General features: G+C 46.9%; 14 protein-coding genes. 2 read left to right on the forward strand and 12 right to left on the reverse strand.

Annotated features, from left to right (window positions below; genetic code table 11):
• Positions 1-10 precede the first annotated feature (10 nt).
• The 5 genes from yvcK to SALPA_RS05315 form a co-directional block, all read right to left on the reverse strand.
• Positions 11-1,366, reverse strand: coding sequence for a YvcK family protein (gene yvcK / locus SALPA_RS05295; protein WP_145090608.1), 1,356 nt, complete (start codon positions 1,364-1,366; stop codon positions 11-13).
• A 152-nt stretch (positions 1,367-1,518) separates the two neighbouring features.
• Positions 1,519-2,394: an RNase adapter RapZ gene (gene rapZ, locus SALPA_RS05300; RefSeq protein ID WP_145101748.1), complete on the reverse strand. Its 876-nt coding sequence runs from the start codon at positions 2,392-2,394 to the stop codon at positions 1,519-1,521.
• Positions 2,395-2,559: 165 nt separating this feature from the next.
• The gene (locus SALPA_RS05305; protein ID WP_145090611.1) at positions 2,560-3,357 is read right to left on the reverse strand and encodes a Cof-type HAD-IIB family hydrolase; all 798 of its coding nucleotides are present in this window, start codon (positions 3,355-3,357) and stop codon (positions 2,560-2,562) included.
• Positions 3,358-3,381: 24 nt separating this feature from the next.
• On the reverse strand, positions 3,382-3,726 hold the full coding sequence (locus tag SALPA_RS05310; protein WP_145090614.1) for a phage holin family protein: 345 nt from the start codon (positions 3,724-3,726) through the stop codon (positions 3,382-3,384).
• A 187-nt stretch (positions 3,727-3,913) separates the two neighbouring features.
• Positions 3,914-4,927, reverse strand: a complete 1,014-nt coding sequence (locus tag SALPA_RS05315) for an alpha-hydroxy-acid oxidizing protein (protein ID WP_145090617.1) — start codon at positions 4,925-4,927, stop codon at positions 3,914-3,916.
• A 163-nt stretch (positions 4,928-5,090) separates the two neighbouring features.
• On the opposite strand from SALPA_RS05315, the gene SALPA_RS05320 reads away from it, so the two are divergent.
• Positions 5,091-5,630 carry a DUF3231 family protein gene (locus tag SALPA_RS05320; RefSeq protein WP_145090620.1) on the forward strand — a complete coding sequence of 180 codons (540 nt, stop codon included), beginning with the start codon at positions 5,091-5,093 and terminating at the stop codon, positions 5,628-5,630.
• 39 nt (positions 5,631-5,669) lie between these two features.
• On the opposite strand, the gene rd is transcribed toward SALPA_RS05320, so the two are convergent.
• The 3 genes from rd to uvrA all read right to left on the reverse strand — a co-directional run bounded on the left by rd (position 5,670) and on the right by uvrA (position 10,590).
• Positions 5,670-5,828, reverse strand: a complete 159-nt coding sequence (gene rd, locus SALPA_RS05325; protein WP_145090623.1) for a rubredoxin — start codon at positions 5,826-5,828, stop codon at positions 5,670-5,672.
• Positions 5,829-5,925: 97 nt separating this feature from the next.
• Positions 5,926-7,731 carry an excinuclease ABC subunit UvrC gene (gene uvrC / locus SALPA_RS05330; RefSeq protein ID WP_145090626.1) on the reverse strand — a complete coding sequence of 602 codons (1,806 nt, stop codon included), beginning with the start codon at positions 7,729-7,731 and terminating at the stop codon, positions 5,926-5,928.
• Positions 7,732-7,755: 24 nt separating this feature from the next.
• Complete coding sequence (uvrA, locus tag SALPA_RS05335) at positions 7,756-10,590, reverse strand: excinuclease ABC subunit UvrA (protein WP_145090629.1); 2,835 nt, start codon at positions 10,588-10,590, stop codon at positions 7,756-7,758.
• A 182-nt stretch (positions 10,591-10,772) separates the two neighbouring features.
• Here uvrA and SALPA_RS05340 point away from each other — a divergent pair, with 182 nt between their 5' ends.
• Positions 10,773-11,171 (forward strand): hypothetical protein, encoded by a 399-nt coding sequence (locus SALPA_RS05340; RefSeq protein WP_145090632.1) that lies wholly within the window; start codon positions 10,773-10,775, stop codon positions 11,169-11,171.
• A gap of 61 nt (positions 11,172-11,232) precedes the next feature.
• Here SALPA_RS05340 and uvrB read toward each other — a convergent pair whose 3' ends face one another.
• From uvrB to SALPA_RS32410, 4 genes are all read right to left on the reverse strand, one after another.
• Positions 11,233-13,305 carry an excinuclease ABC subunit UvrB gene (gene uvrB / locus SALPA_RS05345; RefSeq protein WP_145090635.1) on the reverse strand — a complete coding sequence of 691 codons (2,073 nt, stop codon included), beginning with the start codon at positions 13,303-13,305 and terminating at the stop codon, positions 11,233-11,235.
• A gap of 144 nt (positions 13,306-13,449) precedes the next feature.
• Positions 13,450-14,691: a PDZ domain-containing protein gene (locus tag SALPA_RS05350; RefSeq protein WP_145090638.1), complete on the reverse strand. Its 1,242-nt coding sequence runs from the start codon at positions 14,689-14,691 to the stop codon at positions 13,450-13,452.
• Between the two features lie 138 nt (positions 14,692-14,829).
• On the reverse strand, positions 14,830-15,966 hold the full coding sequence (locus tag SALPA_RS05355; protein WP_145090641.1) for a S41 family peptidase: 1,137 nt from the start codon (positions 15,964-15,966) through the stop codon (positions 14,830-14,832).
• Between the two features lie 133 nt (positions 15,967-16,099).
• A complete protein-coding gene (locus SALPA_RS32410) occupies positions 16,100-17,239 on the reverse strand; it encodes a murein hydrolase activator EnvC (RefSeq protein ID WP_370516699.1) in 1,140 nt (379 codons plus the stop codon).
• Between the last annotated feature and the right edge of the window lie 5 nt (positions 17,240-17,244).

Below are 17,244 nucleotides of genomic sequence, written 5' to 3' on the forward strand. Positions count from 1 at the left end.
AGTCCTTCAGTTAATCTTTTAATTTCTTGATACTTTCCGCCATAATGTAATAATCTAACAAGCGCATTCGGTCAGAATTAAGCTTCAAATCATACACCAGCGACATAAGCGTGCGCGACAGCCTTGCCGGATCATGACGCACCAGATTAGTTTCGCTAACAAGGTTGGCTTTCACTACTTTAATTCCCAATTTCTCAATGGCCTCAATGTCCGGCTCTACCGGATAGGCCCCCTGCTCAGCATAAATTTCCCGCAATTCGGGCGCTATTTCCTGCACATTCACAACCGCAATGTCAATTGTGCCTGGACCAGAATGGTCAAGAATGGCCTTAATGTGATCATAGGCACTATAACCATCAGTTTCACCAGGCTGGGTCATAACATTACAAATATATATTTTAACAGCATCACTGTCACTTACAGCCTCGGCAATACCCTGTACCAATAAATTAGGAATAACACTGGTATAGAGACTGCCTGGCCCCAGGATACAGGCATCTGCGTCACGTATGGCCTCTATAGCCCCTTTTAGCGGCCTGACATCCCGGGGCTCAATATATACCTGTTTAATTGTTTTGCCTGACAAGGGAATCTTTGATTCCCCTTTAACGATAGTACCGTCAGTCATTTTGGCTGCCAGCAGCACCCGTTCGGTCGAAGAAGGCAGCACTTGTCCACGTACGGCCAATACCTTACTGGACTCTTTAAGTGCCTGCTCAACATCACCAACGATTTCAGTCATAGCGGCAATAAACAGATTACCAAAGTTATGACCAGCTAATTCTCCTGTGCCACCAAAGCGGTGCTGAAATAGCTTTTCCATCAGCGGTTCCGTATCAGCAAGCGCCACCAGACAGTTGCGCAAATCACCTGGCGGAATAATCCCCAGATCCGCGCGCAGTCGTCCGGATGACCCGCCATCGTCTGCTACCGTAACCACTGCCGTAAGATTACTGGTAATGCTTTTTATTCCCCGTAATAGCACAGATAAGCCGGTACCACCGCCAATAACAGTAATCGCCGGGCCGCGGTTAAGCTTCCGTTTTTCAAAAATAATCTCCACAAGCTTATCAGAGCCTTCAGGCACCAGTACACTAATGACAGACTTTATAATCTGCTGCGTTGCTGCCAGCATAATACTAAGACCAAGCAGTATTATAGCAGTTCCGGTAATGGTAGTCACAGCATAATAGTAGTTACCTGTCGTCAAATAAAACAACCGGAAAATCGCTTCTTCCACTACCCCAATATATTTATAGTTAAAAACAATAGCCAAGCCTAAACTGGCACAAATAACACCTGCGGAAAATAACAGCAGCCAGCGCTTGAACTTCATGCCTGGATAAAGCCACTTTAGAAAATGCATTCCTTCACCCCCGAGCAGGTAATAAACGCCCTTCTGTTTCGTTGCTCTTGCGAGCACTCCCTCCGGCGTACTTTTGAGTACGACTGTGGTCGCATCCTCATCGTGCCTCACAGCTGAACATTCTAACCTGCTCTGCACTTGTAGTATTTCCGTTACTCAATGACATTGTGTTTTATATCCCGATGTTCTACATTAACCTTAAAGCCTTTGCCTTTCAGGTATTCAAACATCTTCTCGGCAATAAATACCGAGCGATGTAAGCCTCCGGTGCACCCGATAGCAATAACCAGCTGGCTTTTTCCCTCTTTGATATAGTGAGGAACAAGAAAATCAACCAAACCTGATAGTTTTTCCATAAACTGCTGGGTAACAGGCCATTTCCAGATATAGTCACCCACTACGGCCTCACGTCCGCTTTTGCGCCGCAAAGACTCGACATAAAAAGGATTGGGCAAAAACCGAACATCCATTACCAGGTCAGCATCAAGTGGCATGCCATGTTTAAAACCAAAAGACACGACTGTAACTGTCATGCGCTCATGTTCGTGCTCTTCTGCAAACAGGGCCGTAATCTTGCCGCGAAGCTCGGCAGTAGAGAGTCCAGAGGTATCAATTATATGTGTAGCCCGTCCCCTGATTTGCTCCAGTCTGTCTCGCTCCCGGCTTATGCCCTCACTGATCCGGCCATGAGGGGCCATAGGATGACGGCGGCGGGTTTCCTTATAACGGCGGATAATCGTTGCATCTGAGGCTTCCAGAAATAAAATCTCATACAGTAAACCCTGGTTCTCCATCCCCTCCAGCACTTGAACCAATTTATCAAAAAATTCACCGCCGCGAATATCAACCACCAGCGCAATTTTGGTAACCTTGCCACCAGATTGGGCACATAGTTCAGCAAATTTAGGGATCAGCATAGGCGGTAAATTATCTACACAAAAATAACCCAGATCTTCCATCGCACGGACCACCTGAGATTTTCCTGCTCCTGACATTCCAGTAATAATTACCAGCCGAAAGTTATCTATCATCCTGTACACCTCTATCTCTTGAACATATAGTTTCGTAAAAACCTGTAAGCTACCGTTATTTTTTGTAAGACTGCTCCACTCTTTTTTTAAATTATAGGATAGTATGGAAAAAAAAGCAAAAGCAGTTCCTGCTATTTAGTAACAGGAACTGACGTAATCGCCTTACTTCAACACATATTTCTCAATGGCTTCCGCTACCCCATCGGCATCATTGGAGAGGGTTTCCAGCCGGGCAGCTGCCTTAACAGCATCACTGGCATTGCCCATAGCAACCCCCCAGCCAGCATATTTGATCATATCCAGATCATTGCCACCATCACCAAGCGCCATAACCTCTTCCTGCCTAATATGCAGCTTATCTGCTAAAAAGGCCAGGGCCCGGCCCTTATTAGCCAGTGGATGGGTGATTTCCAGAAAGGTAGGTTTGGATATTGCCACCGTTAGTTTATTGTCAAACCGTGTTTTCACAATGTCATAGGCTGCTTTAACATCTTCTGCTGTCGACATGGCCAGCATCTTGGTCGGTGGCTGCTCGGCAATATATAATCTGTCACCAATAGCATTGGCCGGTGCTCCTGAGAATCGCATATAGTATGCTGCATGCTCATCCAGTTCTTTTACATACAGTTTATCATTCATATAGGTCTGAATATACCAATTGTGTTCCCGGCATAAGTCCAACACTTCCAGCGCCAGTTCTCTTTCAACCGGCTGATGTAACAATGTTTCACCAGACAAACACGATTTAATCAAAGCACCGTTATAGGTAATAAGCGGTACATCAAGTTTAAGCTGCTTGGCATACACCAAAGCTGAACAATACATCCGCCCTGTGGCAATAGTCACCGTTACCCCCCTCGCCACAGCCTTACGGATGGCTTCACAAGCCCGGGGCGAAACAGCTAATTTGCTATCTAATAAAGTATCGTCCAAATCTATTGCAATAAGTTTTATTGTCATTGTTTCTCCTTTTAAAAAAGATAACTATCGATCCTGAATTATTTTGGACAAAGTAAAGCTGCATAGCGTCATAAGTAAAATACCAGTCAATGAAGCCACCACACTGGAAATTTGAAACCCGGGCAATGCTTCAACTACCATGAACGGTGTAAAAATATTAGTCATGAAGGTAATACCGCCCAAAGTCAACAAATTGAAAGGCAACGCAGCAATCAGCAACAGCGGTCGAATGGCGGCATTTGCCAGCCCGACAATCATCCCACCGAGCAGTGTCCCGCCCAAGGTGTCTACAAATACTCCTGGCAGTTCAATCACCAGCATAATTAGAATCACCGCATTAATAATAATCCGCAGTAAAAAACCAGTCACCGCTCTTACCCCTCCCGACCGTCAATGAACTCACTTAAGCAAAATTGAACACGAATCTTCAGGAGAGGACTCGGCCCACCTAAAGCAACGTATCTTCTATATTATATCCCAAGGAACAAAATTCCGGCAATAATAAAGTAAAGCTATTCTTTCTGCCGTTCTAAATTGTAATACAACGCTGACGGTTCTACCATAAAATCTCCACAGGTACATCGCTTACCTGAGCAGTGCCAGTCAGTGTCATGGCAGCGCTGAGCTCCGCCTTGTATTTATTTAAAACAAATTCTACCCCTTCCTTGCCGCCGCCTACGGCAGCAAGGGCCAATGGCCGGCCAAGCAGCACAGCATCAGCGCCTAGTGCCAGCATCTTAAGAACGTCGGCACCACTACGAATGCCGCCATCCACCAAGACTGTCATTTTGCCTTTTACAGCCTCCGCAATATACGGCAGTACTTCTGCTGTACCAGGAGTATGGTCAAGTGCCCGCCCGCCATGATTAGAAACAACAATGGCATCAACTCCGGCCTGCCAGCAAGACTCCGCATCATCAGGGGTCATAATGCCTTTGACGATAAAGGGAATGGTTGTATGGTTCTTTATATATTTAAGCTCCTGAATGGTTTTAGGGCCTACCGGCTGTCCTGCATTGGTCATATTGACAAGGGCAGCCGCATCAATATCTATACCAAACGCCGGGCAGCCAGCCGCAGCAGCCTGCTTGGCCAGCTCCACAATCTTTTCAGTTTCTCTTGGTTTCATAATCGGTATACCCCAGCCCGCTTCCTTGCCAATAGCAGCCATACCTGCGTCAAATACCATTGGGCTCGGACCATCACCAGTCATAGCAATACTGCCGGCCTGACGGCAGCCGCTGACAACGGCCTGAGTATATTCTTCTTCTGTCATCGCACCATTCATATTAAGTGCAATACCACCAATAGCAGCACTAATCACCGGCATTACTAAATCTATGCCAAATATCCGGCAAGACAAGTCCGTCTTTTTCACATCATGAACAGCTCTCAGGTTCAACCGGCATTCCGCCAAGGCTTGTATATTATGACGAAAAGCAGTTCCAGTCCCTAAACCACCCATACCAGGCACCTCACCCGCACAAACAACACCATTACAAACCGGACAAACCCGGCAAACACCGGCAAACCTTTTTTTGGCTGCCATTTTAATACTATTTATATCCATGTGTAAGATCCTCCTGGAGTTAGATATTCATACTTTGTTGAAATTCTTTTTTATCAGGCAAATTCCTGCTGCTTACCTACTAATAAGTATAAAATTCATCAGATTGATTATATTACAGATATATTGATTTCACAGAGAAAACAGTTGTTTAGGAGGTTACACTATGACGGTAATGGACAAAATAAATTCCCAAACCCGGACCATCATGAATGCAATCTTAGATCAAGAACCATTAAACTACATTGAGGCGGCCGGCTTATACGGCATCGTAGCCCAGGGACGTTTCAATGTCGCGCTCCTGCAAGTCATGTACAATCATGCCCATGATCCCGAACTCAAAGCCCTCATTAAAGAAGCCATCAGCCACCACACGGAAATGACCATTGAAAAAGCAGAGGATAAGCTCTTCGAAAGCGACGGTCATACCCCGGCCTTCCATTTTGTCAAACGCAACCTGCATGACTCACCTATTACCATCCCCGATGATGCCCGGATGTCTGATCAGGAAATAGCCATTGCTGTCGGCACAATGGCCAAAGCTGCGCAAACGACAGTGCTGACCGCTCTTCACAGTTCTTACCAGTTGGACGTTGCCCTCATGTATCGAAAAGCCTTAGACCATGGGCTGGATTTTGACTACCGTCTGCTGCAACTTATGCTCAACCGTGGCTGGTTGCCACATCTCACTAAAATTTCGCATTAAAAAGAGTCGCGCACCTGCGCGACTCTTTTTTATCCAGCATTAGATCTTTTCGAATTGATCCTTGCCTACACCGCAAATCGGACACTGCCAATCTTCAGATACATCTTCAAAAGGGGTTCCTGGTTGAACTCCATGATCTAAGTCACCCTGTGCCGGATCATATTCATACCCACATACCATGCACTTGTATTTCTCCATCGAAAATCACTCCTTTTTAATAATTAAATTGCTTATCCCAATTTTACTATTTTAGGAATGATAATGCAAATAGATTGTCCTTGTTTTACCAATAATTCTACAAATTTTTGTTACGAAAAAAGTTATATACTGCCTCAGCGGCAGGAAGAGTCATCCCCTCAACCTTGGCAAGTGCTTCCACCTCGGCGGCCTTGATTTTGGCTAAGCTGCCAAAATGATCCCAAAGCGCTTTACGGCGTTTAGCACCAATACCCGGAATATGATCTAGCACTGAAACCAGATTACGTTTTGAGCGTAGTTTACGATGATAGGTGATAGCAAACCGATGAGCCTCGTCACGGATGCGCTGCACCAGATAGAGCGACTGGGAATGCCGCGGCAAAATCAGCGGTTCACTAATTCCCTCCCGGAAAATATGCTCAAACTCTTTGGCCAAGCCAACAACAGGCACTTTTGTAAGGCCGGCGGCGCGGATCAGCGTGAGCGCAGCATTAAGCTGGCCTTTACCACCGTCAATAATGATTAAGTCAGGAATAGGCCCCTTCTCCAGCGCGTCACAGTAACGCCGCCCCACTACCTCCTGCATAGATTTAAAATCGTCAGGTTTGCCTTCCACGGTTTTGAGCTTATAGCGGCGATACTCATTTTTATTAGGCTGACCATCTTCAAACACCACCATCGAAGCCACCGTTTCTGAGCCCTGAATATGGGAAATATCAAAGCATTCAATGCGCTGCGGCACAGCTGGCAGCTCTAAGTACTGCCCAAGCTCAGCCGCCGCTCCGGTGGTTTTGTCAACATCAGCTTCCAGGCGGACTGCTTGTTCTTCCAGTACAGTAGCGGCATTACCTGCCGCCATGTTAACTAAATCCTTCTTCGTACCGCGTTTAGGCGTTTCCACCTGTACCCGGCTGCCCTTACTGCTGCTCAGCCAGTCAGCAAGCAATTGCTGCTCTGCTAATTCCAGGGGCAACAATATTTCTCGGGGAATAAAGGCCGCTTGGCTATAATACTGCTTGATAAAAGCCTCCAGAATGTTCTGGTCGGTTTCATCCTCACCACCTAATAGTATAAAGTGGTCACGTCCCACCATCTTGCCACTGCGAATGAAGAATACCTGCGCGCAGATTCCAGCGGCCGACCGGGCCAGTCCAATGGCGTCCTGGTCACCACTGCCTGTCACAATGTTTTGCTTCTCCATAATCTTTTCAACTGCGGTGAGCTGGTCGCGTAACCGGGCCGCCTGTTCGAACTCCAATTCTTCTGCCGCCTCGACCATGAGCCGCTTGAGGTTTTTGGCAACTGCGTCGCTGCGGCCCTCAAGAAACAAGGTCACGGCTTTTATCATTTCACTATAAGTCCCCTGCTCCACTTTGCCGGCACAAGGAGCCAGGCAGCGTTTGATGTGATGCTCCAAACAAGGCCGCTTGGCCGCAAGCTTGCGGCAGGAGCGCAGTGGAAATAGCGTCTTTAGCAGCCGCAGCGTTTCATGCACTGCCCCGGCACTGGTGTACGGACCGAAATACCGGGCCCCATCTTTTAGTACCTTACGGGTAGCATACACCCGTGGGAAATCTTCATAAGTCACTTTGATATAGGGATAGGTTTTGTCGTCCTTCAAGCTGATATTATACTTAGGACGATGTTTTTTTATCAGATTACACTCTAGGATCAGTGCTTCAATTTCTGATGCGGTAATAATATATTCCAGATCGGCAATATGCGCCACCAGCGCCAATACCTTGCCAGAATGGTTGCGGCTGGACTGAAAATAGGAACGCACCCGGTTTTTTAAATTAATGGCTTTACCAACATAGATAATCCGGCCTTTATCGTCTTTCATCAGATAAACGCCCGGCTTATCCGGTAAAAGTGCCAACTTTTCTTCCACTACGGGAGATATTACAGAAATAACCGTACACCTCCTTTACTGGCGCGGGCCACGGGCTAGAATAGGAGCTAAATACTGACCGGTATAGGACTGGGACACAGCGACCACCTGCTCTGGTGTTCCCTTAGCCACAATGGTCCCGCCTTTGTTTCCACCCTCTGGTCCCAAGTCAATAATATAGTCAGCGGTCTTAATCACATCCAGATTATGTTCAATTACCACAACAGTATCTCCGCCATCAACCAGTCGCTGTAATACCTCTAGTAGCCGGTGAATATCAGCCGTATGCAGCCCAGTTGTCGGTTCATCCAAAATATACAGCGTTTTACCGGTACTACGACGGGCCAATTCAGTGGCGAGCTTAATTCGCTGAGCTTCACCGCCTGACAGTTGGGTAGCCGGCTGCCCCAACTTAATATATCCTAAGCCAACATCCTGCAAGACCTGTAGTTTGCGGTGAATTTTTGGGATGTTTTGGAAAAATTCCACCGCTTCATCCACTACCATATTAAGCACATCAGCAATGCTTTTGCCTTTATAGCGCACCTCTAATGTCTCGCGATTATACCTGGCCCCTTTACATACCTCACAGGGCACATAGACATCAGGTAAAAAATGCATTTCAATCTTGATAATCCCGTCGCCTTTGCACGCTTCACAACGGCCGCCTTTGACGTTAAAACTGAACCGGCCTGGTTTATAGCCGCGCATCTTGGCTTCCGGCGTCTGGCTATAAACCTCGCGGATGTTGTCAAACAGGCTGGTATAGGTGGCCGGATTCGAACGCGGCGTACGGCCAATGGGGGATTGGTCAATGTCAATTATTTTATCAATATACTCCAGGCCGCGAATCCCGTCATGGGCACCTGGCCGGATACGACTGCCGCGATACAGCTGACTGGCCAGACCCTTGTACAATATTTCATTAACCAAAGTACTTTTTCCTGAACCGGACACGCCGGTAACAGCCGTAAATACTCCCAGTGGAAAACGGGCATTGAGCTTTTTAAGGTTGTTTTCCCTCGCGCCAATAACCTCTAACCATTTGCCATTAGTCTGCCGCCGTATGGCAGGCACCGGAATGGCCTGACGGCCGCTTAGATATTGTCCGGTAATCGAAGCCTCACAGGCCTTAATTTCTTCTACCGTGCCTTGGGCAACAATGGTTCCGCCGCCTTCTCCGGCTGCCGGCCCAACATCAATAATGTGGTCGGCAGCATACATGGTGTCTTCGTCATGCTCAACCACTAAGAGCGTGTTGCCCAGGTCCCGCATATGCTTTAAGGTAGCAAGCAGCCTGTTATTATCACGCTGATGCAGACCAATACTGGGCTCATCCAGGATATAAAGCACCCCCACCAGACCGGAGCCAATCTGGGTAGCCAGCCGAATACGCTGGGCCTCGCCACCGGAAAGAGTACCGGCCGCCCGGTCAAGCGTCAGGTACTCAAGGCCAACATTGAGCAAAAAGCCTAGGCGGGCGTTGATTTCTTTTAGTATTTGCCTGGCAATAACCGTCTCCCGCTCACTAAGTGTCAGACTGCTAAAAAATTCCTGGGACTCAGCCACCGTCATCCTGGTTACTTCATTGATATTCTTCCCGCCGATCTTGACAGCCAGCGCCTCTGGTTTAAGCCTGGCCCCCTTACACACCGGGCAGGGCTTGGAGCTCATGTATTCCTCAATTTCCTCCCGTGACCAGTCGGAAGTGGATTCACGGTGCCTACGGGCCAGCAGTGGCAGCACGCCTTCAAAGTTAGCGTGATAGGTCTTGGTATCACCATACATATTTTCGTAGTGAAAAGTAAATTTGTCCTGGCCTGCCCCCTGGAGAATAATCTCCTTGAGATTATCAGGCACCTTTTCCCAGGTATCATACAGCGTGTGCCCGTATTGCTCCAGTACAGCCTCTAATTGGCACATAAAGTAAGAGTTGGTATTCTTGCTAAGTGGCGCAATGACCCCATCAATGAAGGCCTTACTGGAGTCTGGAATAACTAGCGCGGGATCAATCTCCAGGTTATTGCCCAATCCCGTGCAATCCGGGCAAGCGCCGAAAGGACTGTTAAACGAAAACATCCGCGGCGCAATCTCCGGCAGACTAATACCGCAGTCCACACAGGCAAAATTCTGACTGAACATGAGTTCTTTAGCCCCGCCGACATCTACGGACACAATACCGCTGCCTAATTTGAGTGAGGTCTCCAGCGAGTCAGCTAAGCGGCTGCCGATCCCGTCGCGCACTACAATGCGGTCAACTACCACTTCGATAGTATGTTTCTTATTTTTTTCAAGCTTGATTTCATCGGTTATATCATGGATTTCGCCGTCCACCCGTACCCGGACGTAGCCATTCTTACGAATGTCTTCCAGCACCTTCTGATGCTCACCTTTTTTACCGCGCACCACCGGAGCCATTATACTCAGCCTGGCACCTTCGCCTAAGGCCATCAGTTGGTCAACCATCTGCTCTACTGTCTGCTGGCTGATCGGCTTGCCGCATTTGGGACAATACGGTCGGCCGGCCCGGGCAAATAATAAACGCAGGTAATCATAAATCTCAGTCACTGTACCCACTGTAGAACGGGGGTTACGGCTGGTAGTCTTTTGGTCAATCGATATGGCTGGTGACAACCCTTCAATATAGTCAACCTCCGGCTTGTCCATCTGCCCCAAAAACTGACGGGCATAAGCTGACAGCGACTCCACATAGCGGCGTTGCCCTTCGGCATAGATGGTATCAAAAGCCAACGAGGACTTGCCTGAACCACTCAGGCCGGTAATAACCACAAGTTGATCGCGCGGAATGGTTATGTCAATATTTTTTAAATTGTGCTGTCTGGCACCCTTAACAATAATACTATCTGGCATTGTCGGTTCCCCTTTTTAGACTATATCTATTAATTGATATTAATTATTTAATATTTATATTATAGCAGCCTTCTTACTATAATGGTAGCAGTCTGCTAACGTAAAAATAGTACTTGTCCTTCCAAGCTGCAGCAGGTAGAATAATAATATAGAATTTCAGAAAAAGATAGAGGGAGGATTGTATGAGCGAAGAACGTTTTGACCGGCTTGAAAAAATGCTGGAACAAACCCAAAATCAAATGAATCAAATGCAAAATCAAATGGGCCAAATGCAAAACCTGACAGAACAGCTAGTTAAAATGGTTGGCCATAATAATGCTGTTACGGAAGAGCTTAGGGAACGCGTGGATAAACTAGAGCACAAGTTTGATAAGTTAGAAACCAAGGTTGATAAACTGGAAACCAAGGTTGACTGCATGGGAGCACAAATGCAAACTGGGTTTGCCGGACTTACCGCTATGGTTAATCTGCTGGGCGAGAAAGTAGATACGATTCCTCATCTCGAAACCAAACTTGAAATACTTAATGATTACATTTTGAATCAAGCAGCTGATATTCGCATGCTCAAAAAAGCACGCTAAAACAATAATTATGCACCAAAACCATCCGGCTCACGCCGGGTATTTTTTTATGTTCAACGTGCTACTTTTTCTGTCGTTTAACAGTTTTACCGGCAACTTTGGCTTTTCCTGCTTCCACCCCTGCCTTTTGCCGCAATTCGACAATCATATCTCTAAGCTCAGCCGCCCGTTCAAACTCCAATAACTTAGAAGCCTGACGCATTTCTTTCTCCAGATTAACAGCCAGTTCCAACATATCATCCCGCTGCATGTTACCAATGCGGTCGGCTTTGTAGTTAGCCGGAGTTTCCGCTACCTTGGTGGTTTCAATAAGTTCTTTTACCCGTTTTTCAATGGTTTTGGGGGTTATGCCGTGCTCAGTGTTATAGGCCAGCTGAACTTCCCGGCGTCGATTCGTCTCGCTCATGGCCCGGCGCATAGAATCAGTAATTTTATCAGCATACATAATAACCTTGCCATGGGCATTACGGGCTGCACGGCCAATGGTCTGAATCAGTGAGGTATCAGAACGCAGGAACCCCTCTTTATCAGCATCCAGAATTGTGACAAGTGACACTTCCGGCATATCCAAACCTTCCCGCAGCAGGTTTATTCCCACAAGCACATCATGCACGCCGGCCCGCAAATCCCTGATAATCTCCACCCGCTCAATTGTCGCAATATCTGAGTGAAGATAGTTGACCTTAATCCCCATGCCTTTTAAATATTCGGTTAGGTTTTCCGCCATTTTCTTGGTTAGCGTAGTCACAAGTACCCGCTCATTGATTGCCATACGCAATTTGATTTCATCCAGCAAATCGTCCATTTGCCCTTTAATGGGGCGAACTTCGATTTCAGGGTCGATAAGACCTGTCGGACGAATAATCTGTTGGACAACCTGACTGGCTGCTTTCAGCTCATATGCGGCCGGGGTTGCTGAAACATAGACAATCTGATTAATCCGTTCGTCAAATTCGTCAAAAGTCAGCGGCCGGTTATCAAATGCTGACGGCAAACGGAAGCCATTCTCCACAAGTGCTTCCTTGCGTGAACGGTCACCGGCGTACATAGCCCTGACCTGTGGCAGCGTAACATGAGACTCATCAACTACAATAAGAAAGTCTTCCGGAAAATAGTCTATCAGCGTATAGGGCGATTCACCTGGCTGACGCTGGGTAAGATGCCGGGAATAGTTTTCAATCCCTGAGCAGTAGCCCATTTCTAACATCATTTCCATATCATAGCGAGTGCGCTGATCAAGCCGCTGAGCTTCTAATAGCTTGTTATTTGCCTTAAGATAGGCCAGCCGCTCATCTAGTTCGGCTTCAATATCTCCTACCGCACGCAGCATGTTTTCCCGTGAGGTAACATAGTGAGAGGCCGGATAGACAGCAATATGCTTACGTTCCGTGAGAATTTCACCTGTTAGGGTATCGATTTCCAAGATCCGCTCGATTTCATCGCCAAATAGCTCTACCCGCAAAGCCTTCTCGCCATATGCTGCCGGATAAATTTCAACAATATCACCACGCACCCGGAAAGTACCGCGGGTAAAGTTATAATCGTTACGCTCATACTGAATTTCCACAAGCTTGCGCAGAATGTCATCCCGATCTTTGGTTTGTCCCTGCCTGAGTGACAACACCAACCCCCGGTATTCATCAGGCGAGCCTAAGCCATAGATGCACGACACACTGGCCACAATAATGACATCCCGCCGCTCAAACAGCGAACTGGTTGCTGAGTGGCGCAGCTTATCGATTTCATCATTAATCGAAGCGTCTTTTTCAATATACGTATCTGTCTGCGCAATATAGGCTTCCGGCTGATAGTAATCATAATAACTTACGAAATACTCCACCGCATTATTCGGAAAAAACTCTTTAAACTCGCTGGCCAATTGAGCCGCAAGGGTTTTATTATGTGCAATCACCAGCGTTGGTTTTTGCACAGCTTCAATAACTTTGGCCATGGTAAAGGTTTTGCCCGTACCAGTAGCTCCTAACAGTACTTGCGCTATATCACCACGGTCAATCCCAGCCGCCAATTGAACAATAGCTGGCGGCTGGTCACCAGTAGGCACAAACGGGGCTTCTACCTTAAAGGGGCTGCTGCCTTCGTGATGAACCGTATTGAGTTTTGGTACAGTTGCCATAATTATCACCTATATGATTTGATTTATCTTGGATACGAGTCAAAACTCCCGCCTCTATAGGCGGCGTTAAATCAGGTGGAGTAGACTCTCCACCTGAAGCCCCAATGTTTCAGCTATGCTGAAACGAGTTCACTCACGCTGTTTCTAGCGCTTTCTAAACTTATCTTTAAGCCAATCAATTAACCCATACCGCTGGGTAACCATTTCAACATAAAATAACTCGTCCCCATCTGGGACTAAGATTACGCCTAACCGGCGTTCACCTTGTTTAAACTTACTATTCTTACGAACTTCCTTACCTGCCCGTTCGAAAATAATGCTGAACTCTTCTGTGGCCTGACTAATTGCGGCTGCCAAATCATACCGGCTATTTATCGGCAAACCAGCCACGTTAATAATAATATCACCAGGCTTAAACATGTTAGCTGCCGGTGAGTCACTCACCGTATCAAGCACCATAAGCCCATAAGACGGCGGCACAAAACGGGGTGGCACCTTCATCTCACGGCGGTTATCCAGTTGGATAAGCAATTCATGACCGAGCGGGGATAAAATAGCGGCAAACACTTGCAGCCAGACATATTTTGCTGATAACAGCGCCAGCACTAGCAAGAGGATGCTGTAACCTGCCAGGTGCAGCGCAGAATGCCACCGCCGCTGCTGCGGTAAACTTGCTATTGCCATGTCAGTATAACCCAGAGCTGCGACCACCGGCGCCATCACATAGAGTAAGCTCGAGCCACTTGGTGGCTCCTGGACTACTGTTAGTAACGGCCACCATTCCGGCATTTTCATGACACCACCAGAAATAGTACCTGAAGGCATAGTCACCGCCACCAGGATAACCAGCGGCAATGGCCAGAAGTTCTGCAGGCTAAAGGCTCCCACCAACCGCCCATCTTGTTTCTTGACAATCATGGGCATCGCACTGTAGCTGCCGCTAATGGCAATTAACAGGCTCTCGGTAATGTGGAGTACAGCTACCAGTGACAGTACTTGCGGTACGTTAACCTCAGGCCAGCCAAAGATAACATTTGCTAATGCCACCAGCCCGCCGGCATAAGCAAAGCACAAAAACCGCATATTGATAAGCATGAGCGCCAAAGCCACCGGCCAGATATAATTGAGACCAAGCTGATTCAGTGTAACGCCAACAATTGTCAACAAAAAGCTGCCAGTGATACCACCAATAAGCCCATATACCCCAGCCAGCAATATTTGCTTCGTCAAGCTATATTTATAAACACCGAACATTTGCCGCTGGCTTTTTTGCATCTGCCAATACTGATAGCCAACCAAGGCTAGAATTAGCCAAAAATTAACATCCAATACTACATCCAATGTCCCGCGAATAATGAGTGAAATTAGATCAGGCCATGGAAACACCTTGTCTCACCTCAATGCATTCTATATACATCAATAAACAATACACCACCCGGCACGCCTGTACCTTCTTTAATTCAAAATATGCAGATAAGGGTTGGTTTATAAAATTATAAACCAACCCTCCCCTTTAGTACAGTACTACATTTTGCTTTTCAAAACTTCAAGGGCTTTATCCAGCTGCACATCCTTATCTCTGCTTTCCGGCAATTGAACTACAATATCTGGTTCAATGCCCACACCATTAATAGACCTGTCGTTCGGCGTCAGATACTTGGCAATGGTCAGCTTAATTGCTGAACCCTCGTCCAAGCGAACGATCGTCTGAACAGAACCCTTACCATAGGTCTTGGTTCCGATCAGTGTGCCTACGCCAGTATCTTGCGCTGCCCCGGCTACGATCTCTGAGGCGCTGGCACTACCACCATTAACCAAAATAGCGATCGGATATTTCGCGGTTTCCAACTTGGAAGAATGAGTTTCGCGTTGCCCATCGCGAGTAACCACTGAAACCACCGGACCTTTGGGAACAAACTGGCTAGCTACCTTAACACTCTCATCCAAAAGTCCGCCGGGATTATCCCGTAGATCAAGCACCATGGCTTTCATTCCTTGTTTTTCCAATTCCTGCAATTTGCGAACAAAATCATTGCCTGTATTTTCATTAAACATAGATATCCGAATATAACCAATATTATTATCGAGCATTTTTCCAGCCACAGTCTTAATTTGAATGTTGGAACGGGTTAAGGTATAGTCTTGTACCTCCTGCTCACGCATAATGGTTAATACAACCTGACTGCCTTCAGGACCCCGAATCTTACTGACAGCTTCATCAAGCGCCAGATCTTTGGTATCTTGGCCATCGATCTTGATAATCTGGTCACCGCTTCTAATCCCGGATTTTTCACCAGGTGTACCCTCAATCGGAGCGATTACGGTAAGCATTTTATCCTTAGTACCAATAACAATACCTACCCCCCCAAAAGAACCTTCAGTCTCAATCATGAACTCTTTGAACATTTTGGCGTCCATATAGATAGAATGTGGATCATTAAGAGACTTTACCATCCCCTTAATCGATCCGGCTATCAGTGCCTCTACCGGTACCTCTTCTACATAACGAGACTTAACAACCTGTAATGCCCTTAACACCTTAAGCGTACTGACAACATCAGATGACCATGCATTCATCAGATATAAAAAACCGGCCGATGTCGTCAGAAATGTCACTAACACCAATACTACGGCGCCAAAAATTAGTTTACGGCGACTCAATAAATACACCTCGCAGAAGTCGCGGGTTCAATACCGGACTTATCCCTTTTTCTTCTTATCCTTTTAACTATATGTTAAATTAGTTGTAAATATTCTTACCTGGAATAAGATTGCACACTTTCCGTGTCTTTCGTTAAGGCAAATATCCCATGGGGCTAACTGGCGAACCATTTTCCCGCACTTCAAAATGCAAATGCGGACCAGTCGAATAGCCGGTCGAACCAACGCGGGAAATTATCTGTCCTTTGTGTACCCTGGCCCCCTCTTCCACCAGCAGCTCTGAATTATGCGCATATAATGTTGAAATCCCGTTACCATGATCAATAATAATGGCATTACCATAGCCGCCCATCCAGCCACTGGACACCACGACGCCACTATCAGCTGCCGCAACCGCATCACCATAATCAGCGCCAATATCAATGCCGCTATGGAATCGACCAGTGCCAAAAATCGGGTGTGTCCGCCAACCGAATGGCGATGTAATCGGGCCTGAGGCCGGCCACATTAGTGCCCCACTACCACCTGCCGGACCAGCAGCATTACTGCCTGAAGACTGAATCCGCCTAATCATCTGCTCAATCTGACTAGAGGTTTCCATGAGTTCCCTATATGCCTGTTCAGCCGTGTCACGCTCATTTACAGCTGATTCCAATACCTTCTCGCGCTCATTTTTTTGGGATTCAATAAGCGCCTTTTTCGTAGCAGCTTGTGCCTTAAGGTCAGTAATTACTGCCTTGTCCCGCTCAAGTTCAGCCCGTTTCTGAACCACAAGCTCACGTTCGGCCTTTACTTGAGCGACAAGATTTATATCCAGATTAACAACCCGTTTTAGCAACTCTGCCCTTGTAGTAAAATCAGCAAAATCTGTGGCCCCGAATAGAACATCCAGATAATTTACCTGACCATTCTTATAGATATCGCGCATTCTCTTATTAAGAATTTGGCTACGCTCAGCCAGATTTTTTTCTACTTTAGCTAATAACGCCGTATTCACCGTTATCTGCTGCTCAGTAGCGGCAAGTTCGGATAAAATACTGTTGTATTCGCTGGCTGCCGTATCAAGATTACCCTGAATCGTCCGCAGCTGTTCAGAGACACTATCCACCTGCTGTTGGGCCTGTGTCGCTTTATTTTGCTGCATTTCTATCTGCAGCTGAACATCTTCGAGTTCACGCTGTTTTTGATCAACCTCATCCGCCAGCGCCGTTGCCAGTACACCGGCAACCAGTACCATGATCAACAAGACTGATAAAATACGTTTACTAAGCAATGCTC

Source organism: Sporomusa sp. KB1 (assembly GCF_007830295.1).
Lineage (GTDB): Bacteria > Bacillota > Negativicutes > Sporomusales > Sporomusaceae > Sporomusa.

What these genes read in the sequence shown, in the direction of transcription:
- uvrA (WP_145090629.1), bottom strand. Translation starts at nt 10,590, where the DNA reads ATGCCAGATAGTATTATTGTTAAGGGTGCCAGACAGCACAATTTAAAA.
- SALPA_RS05305 (WP_145090611.1), bottom strand. Translation starts at nt 3,357, where the DNA reads ATGACAATAAAACTTATTGCAATAGATTTGGACGATACTTTATTAGAT.
- SALPA_RS05315 (WP_145090617.1), bottom strand. Translation starts at nt 4,927, where the DNA reads ATGGATATAAATAGTATTAAAATGGCAGCCAAAAAAAGGTTTGCCGGT.
- uvrB (WP_145090635.1), bottom strand. Translation starts at nt 13,305, where the DNA reads ATGGCAACTGTACCAAAACTCAATACGGTTCATCACGAAGGCAGCAGC.
- yvcK (WP_145090608.1), bottom strand. Translation starts at nt 1,366, where the DNA reads ATGCATTTTCTAAAGTGGCTTTATCCAGGCATGAAGTTCAAGCGCTGG.
- rd (WP_145090623.1), bottom strand. Translation starts at nt 5,828, where the DNA reads ATGGAGAAATACAAGTGCATGGTATGTGGGTATGAATATGATCCGGCA.
- SALPA_RS05320 (WP_145090620.1), top strand. Translation starts at nt 5,091, where the DNA reads ATGACGGTAATGGACAAAATAAATTCCCAAACCCGGACCATCATGAAT.
- SALPA_RS05340 (WP_145090632.1), top strand. Translation starts at nt 10,773, where the DNA reads ATGAGCGAAGAACGTTTTGACCGGCTTGAAAAAATGCTGGAACAAACC.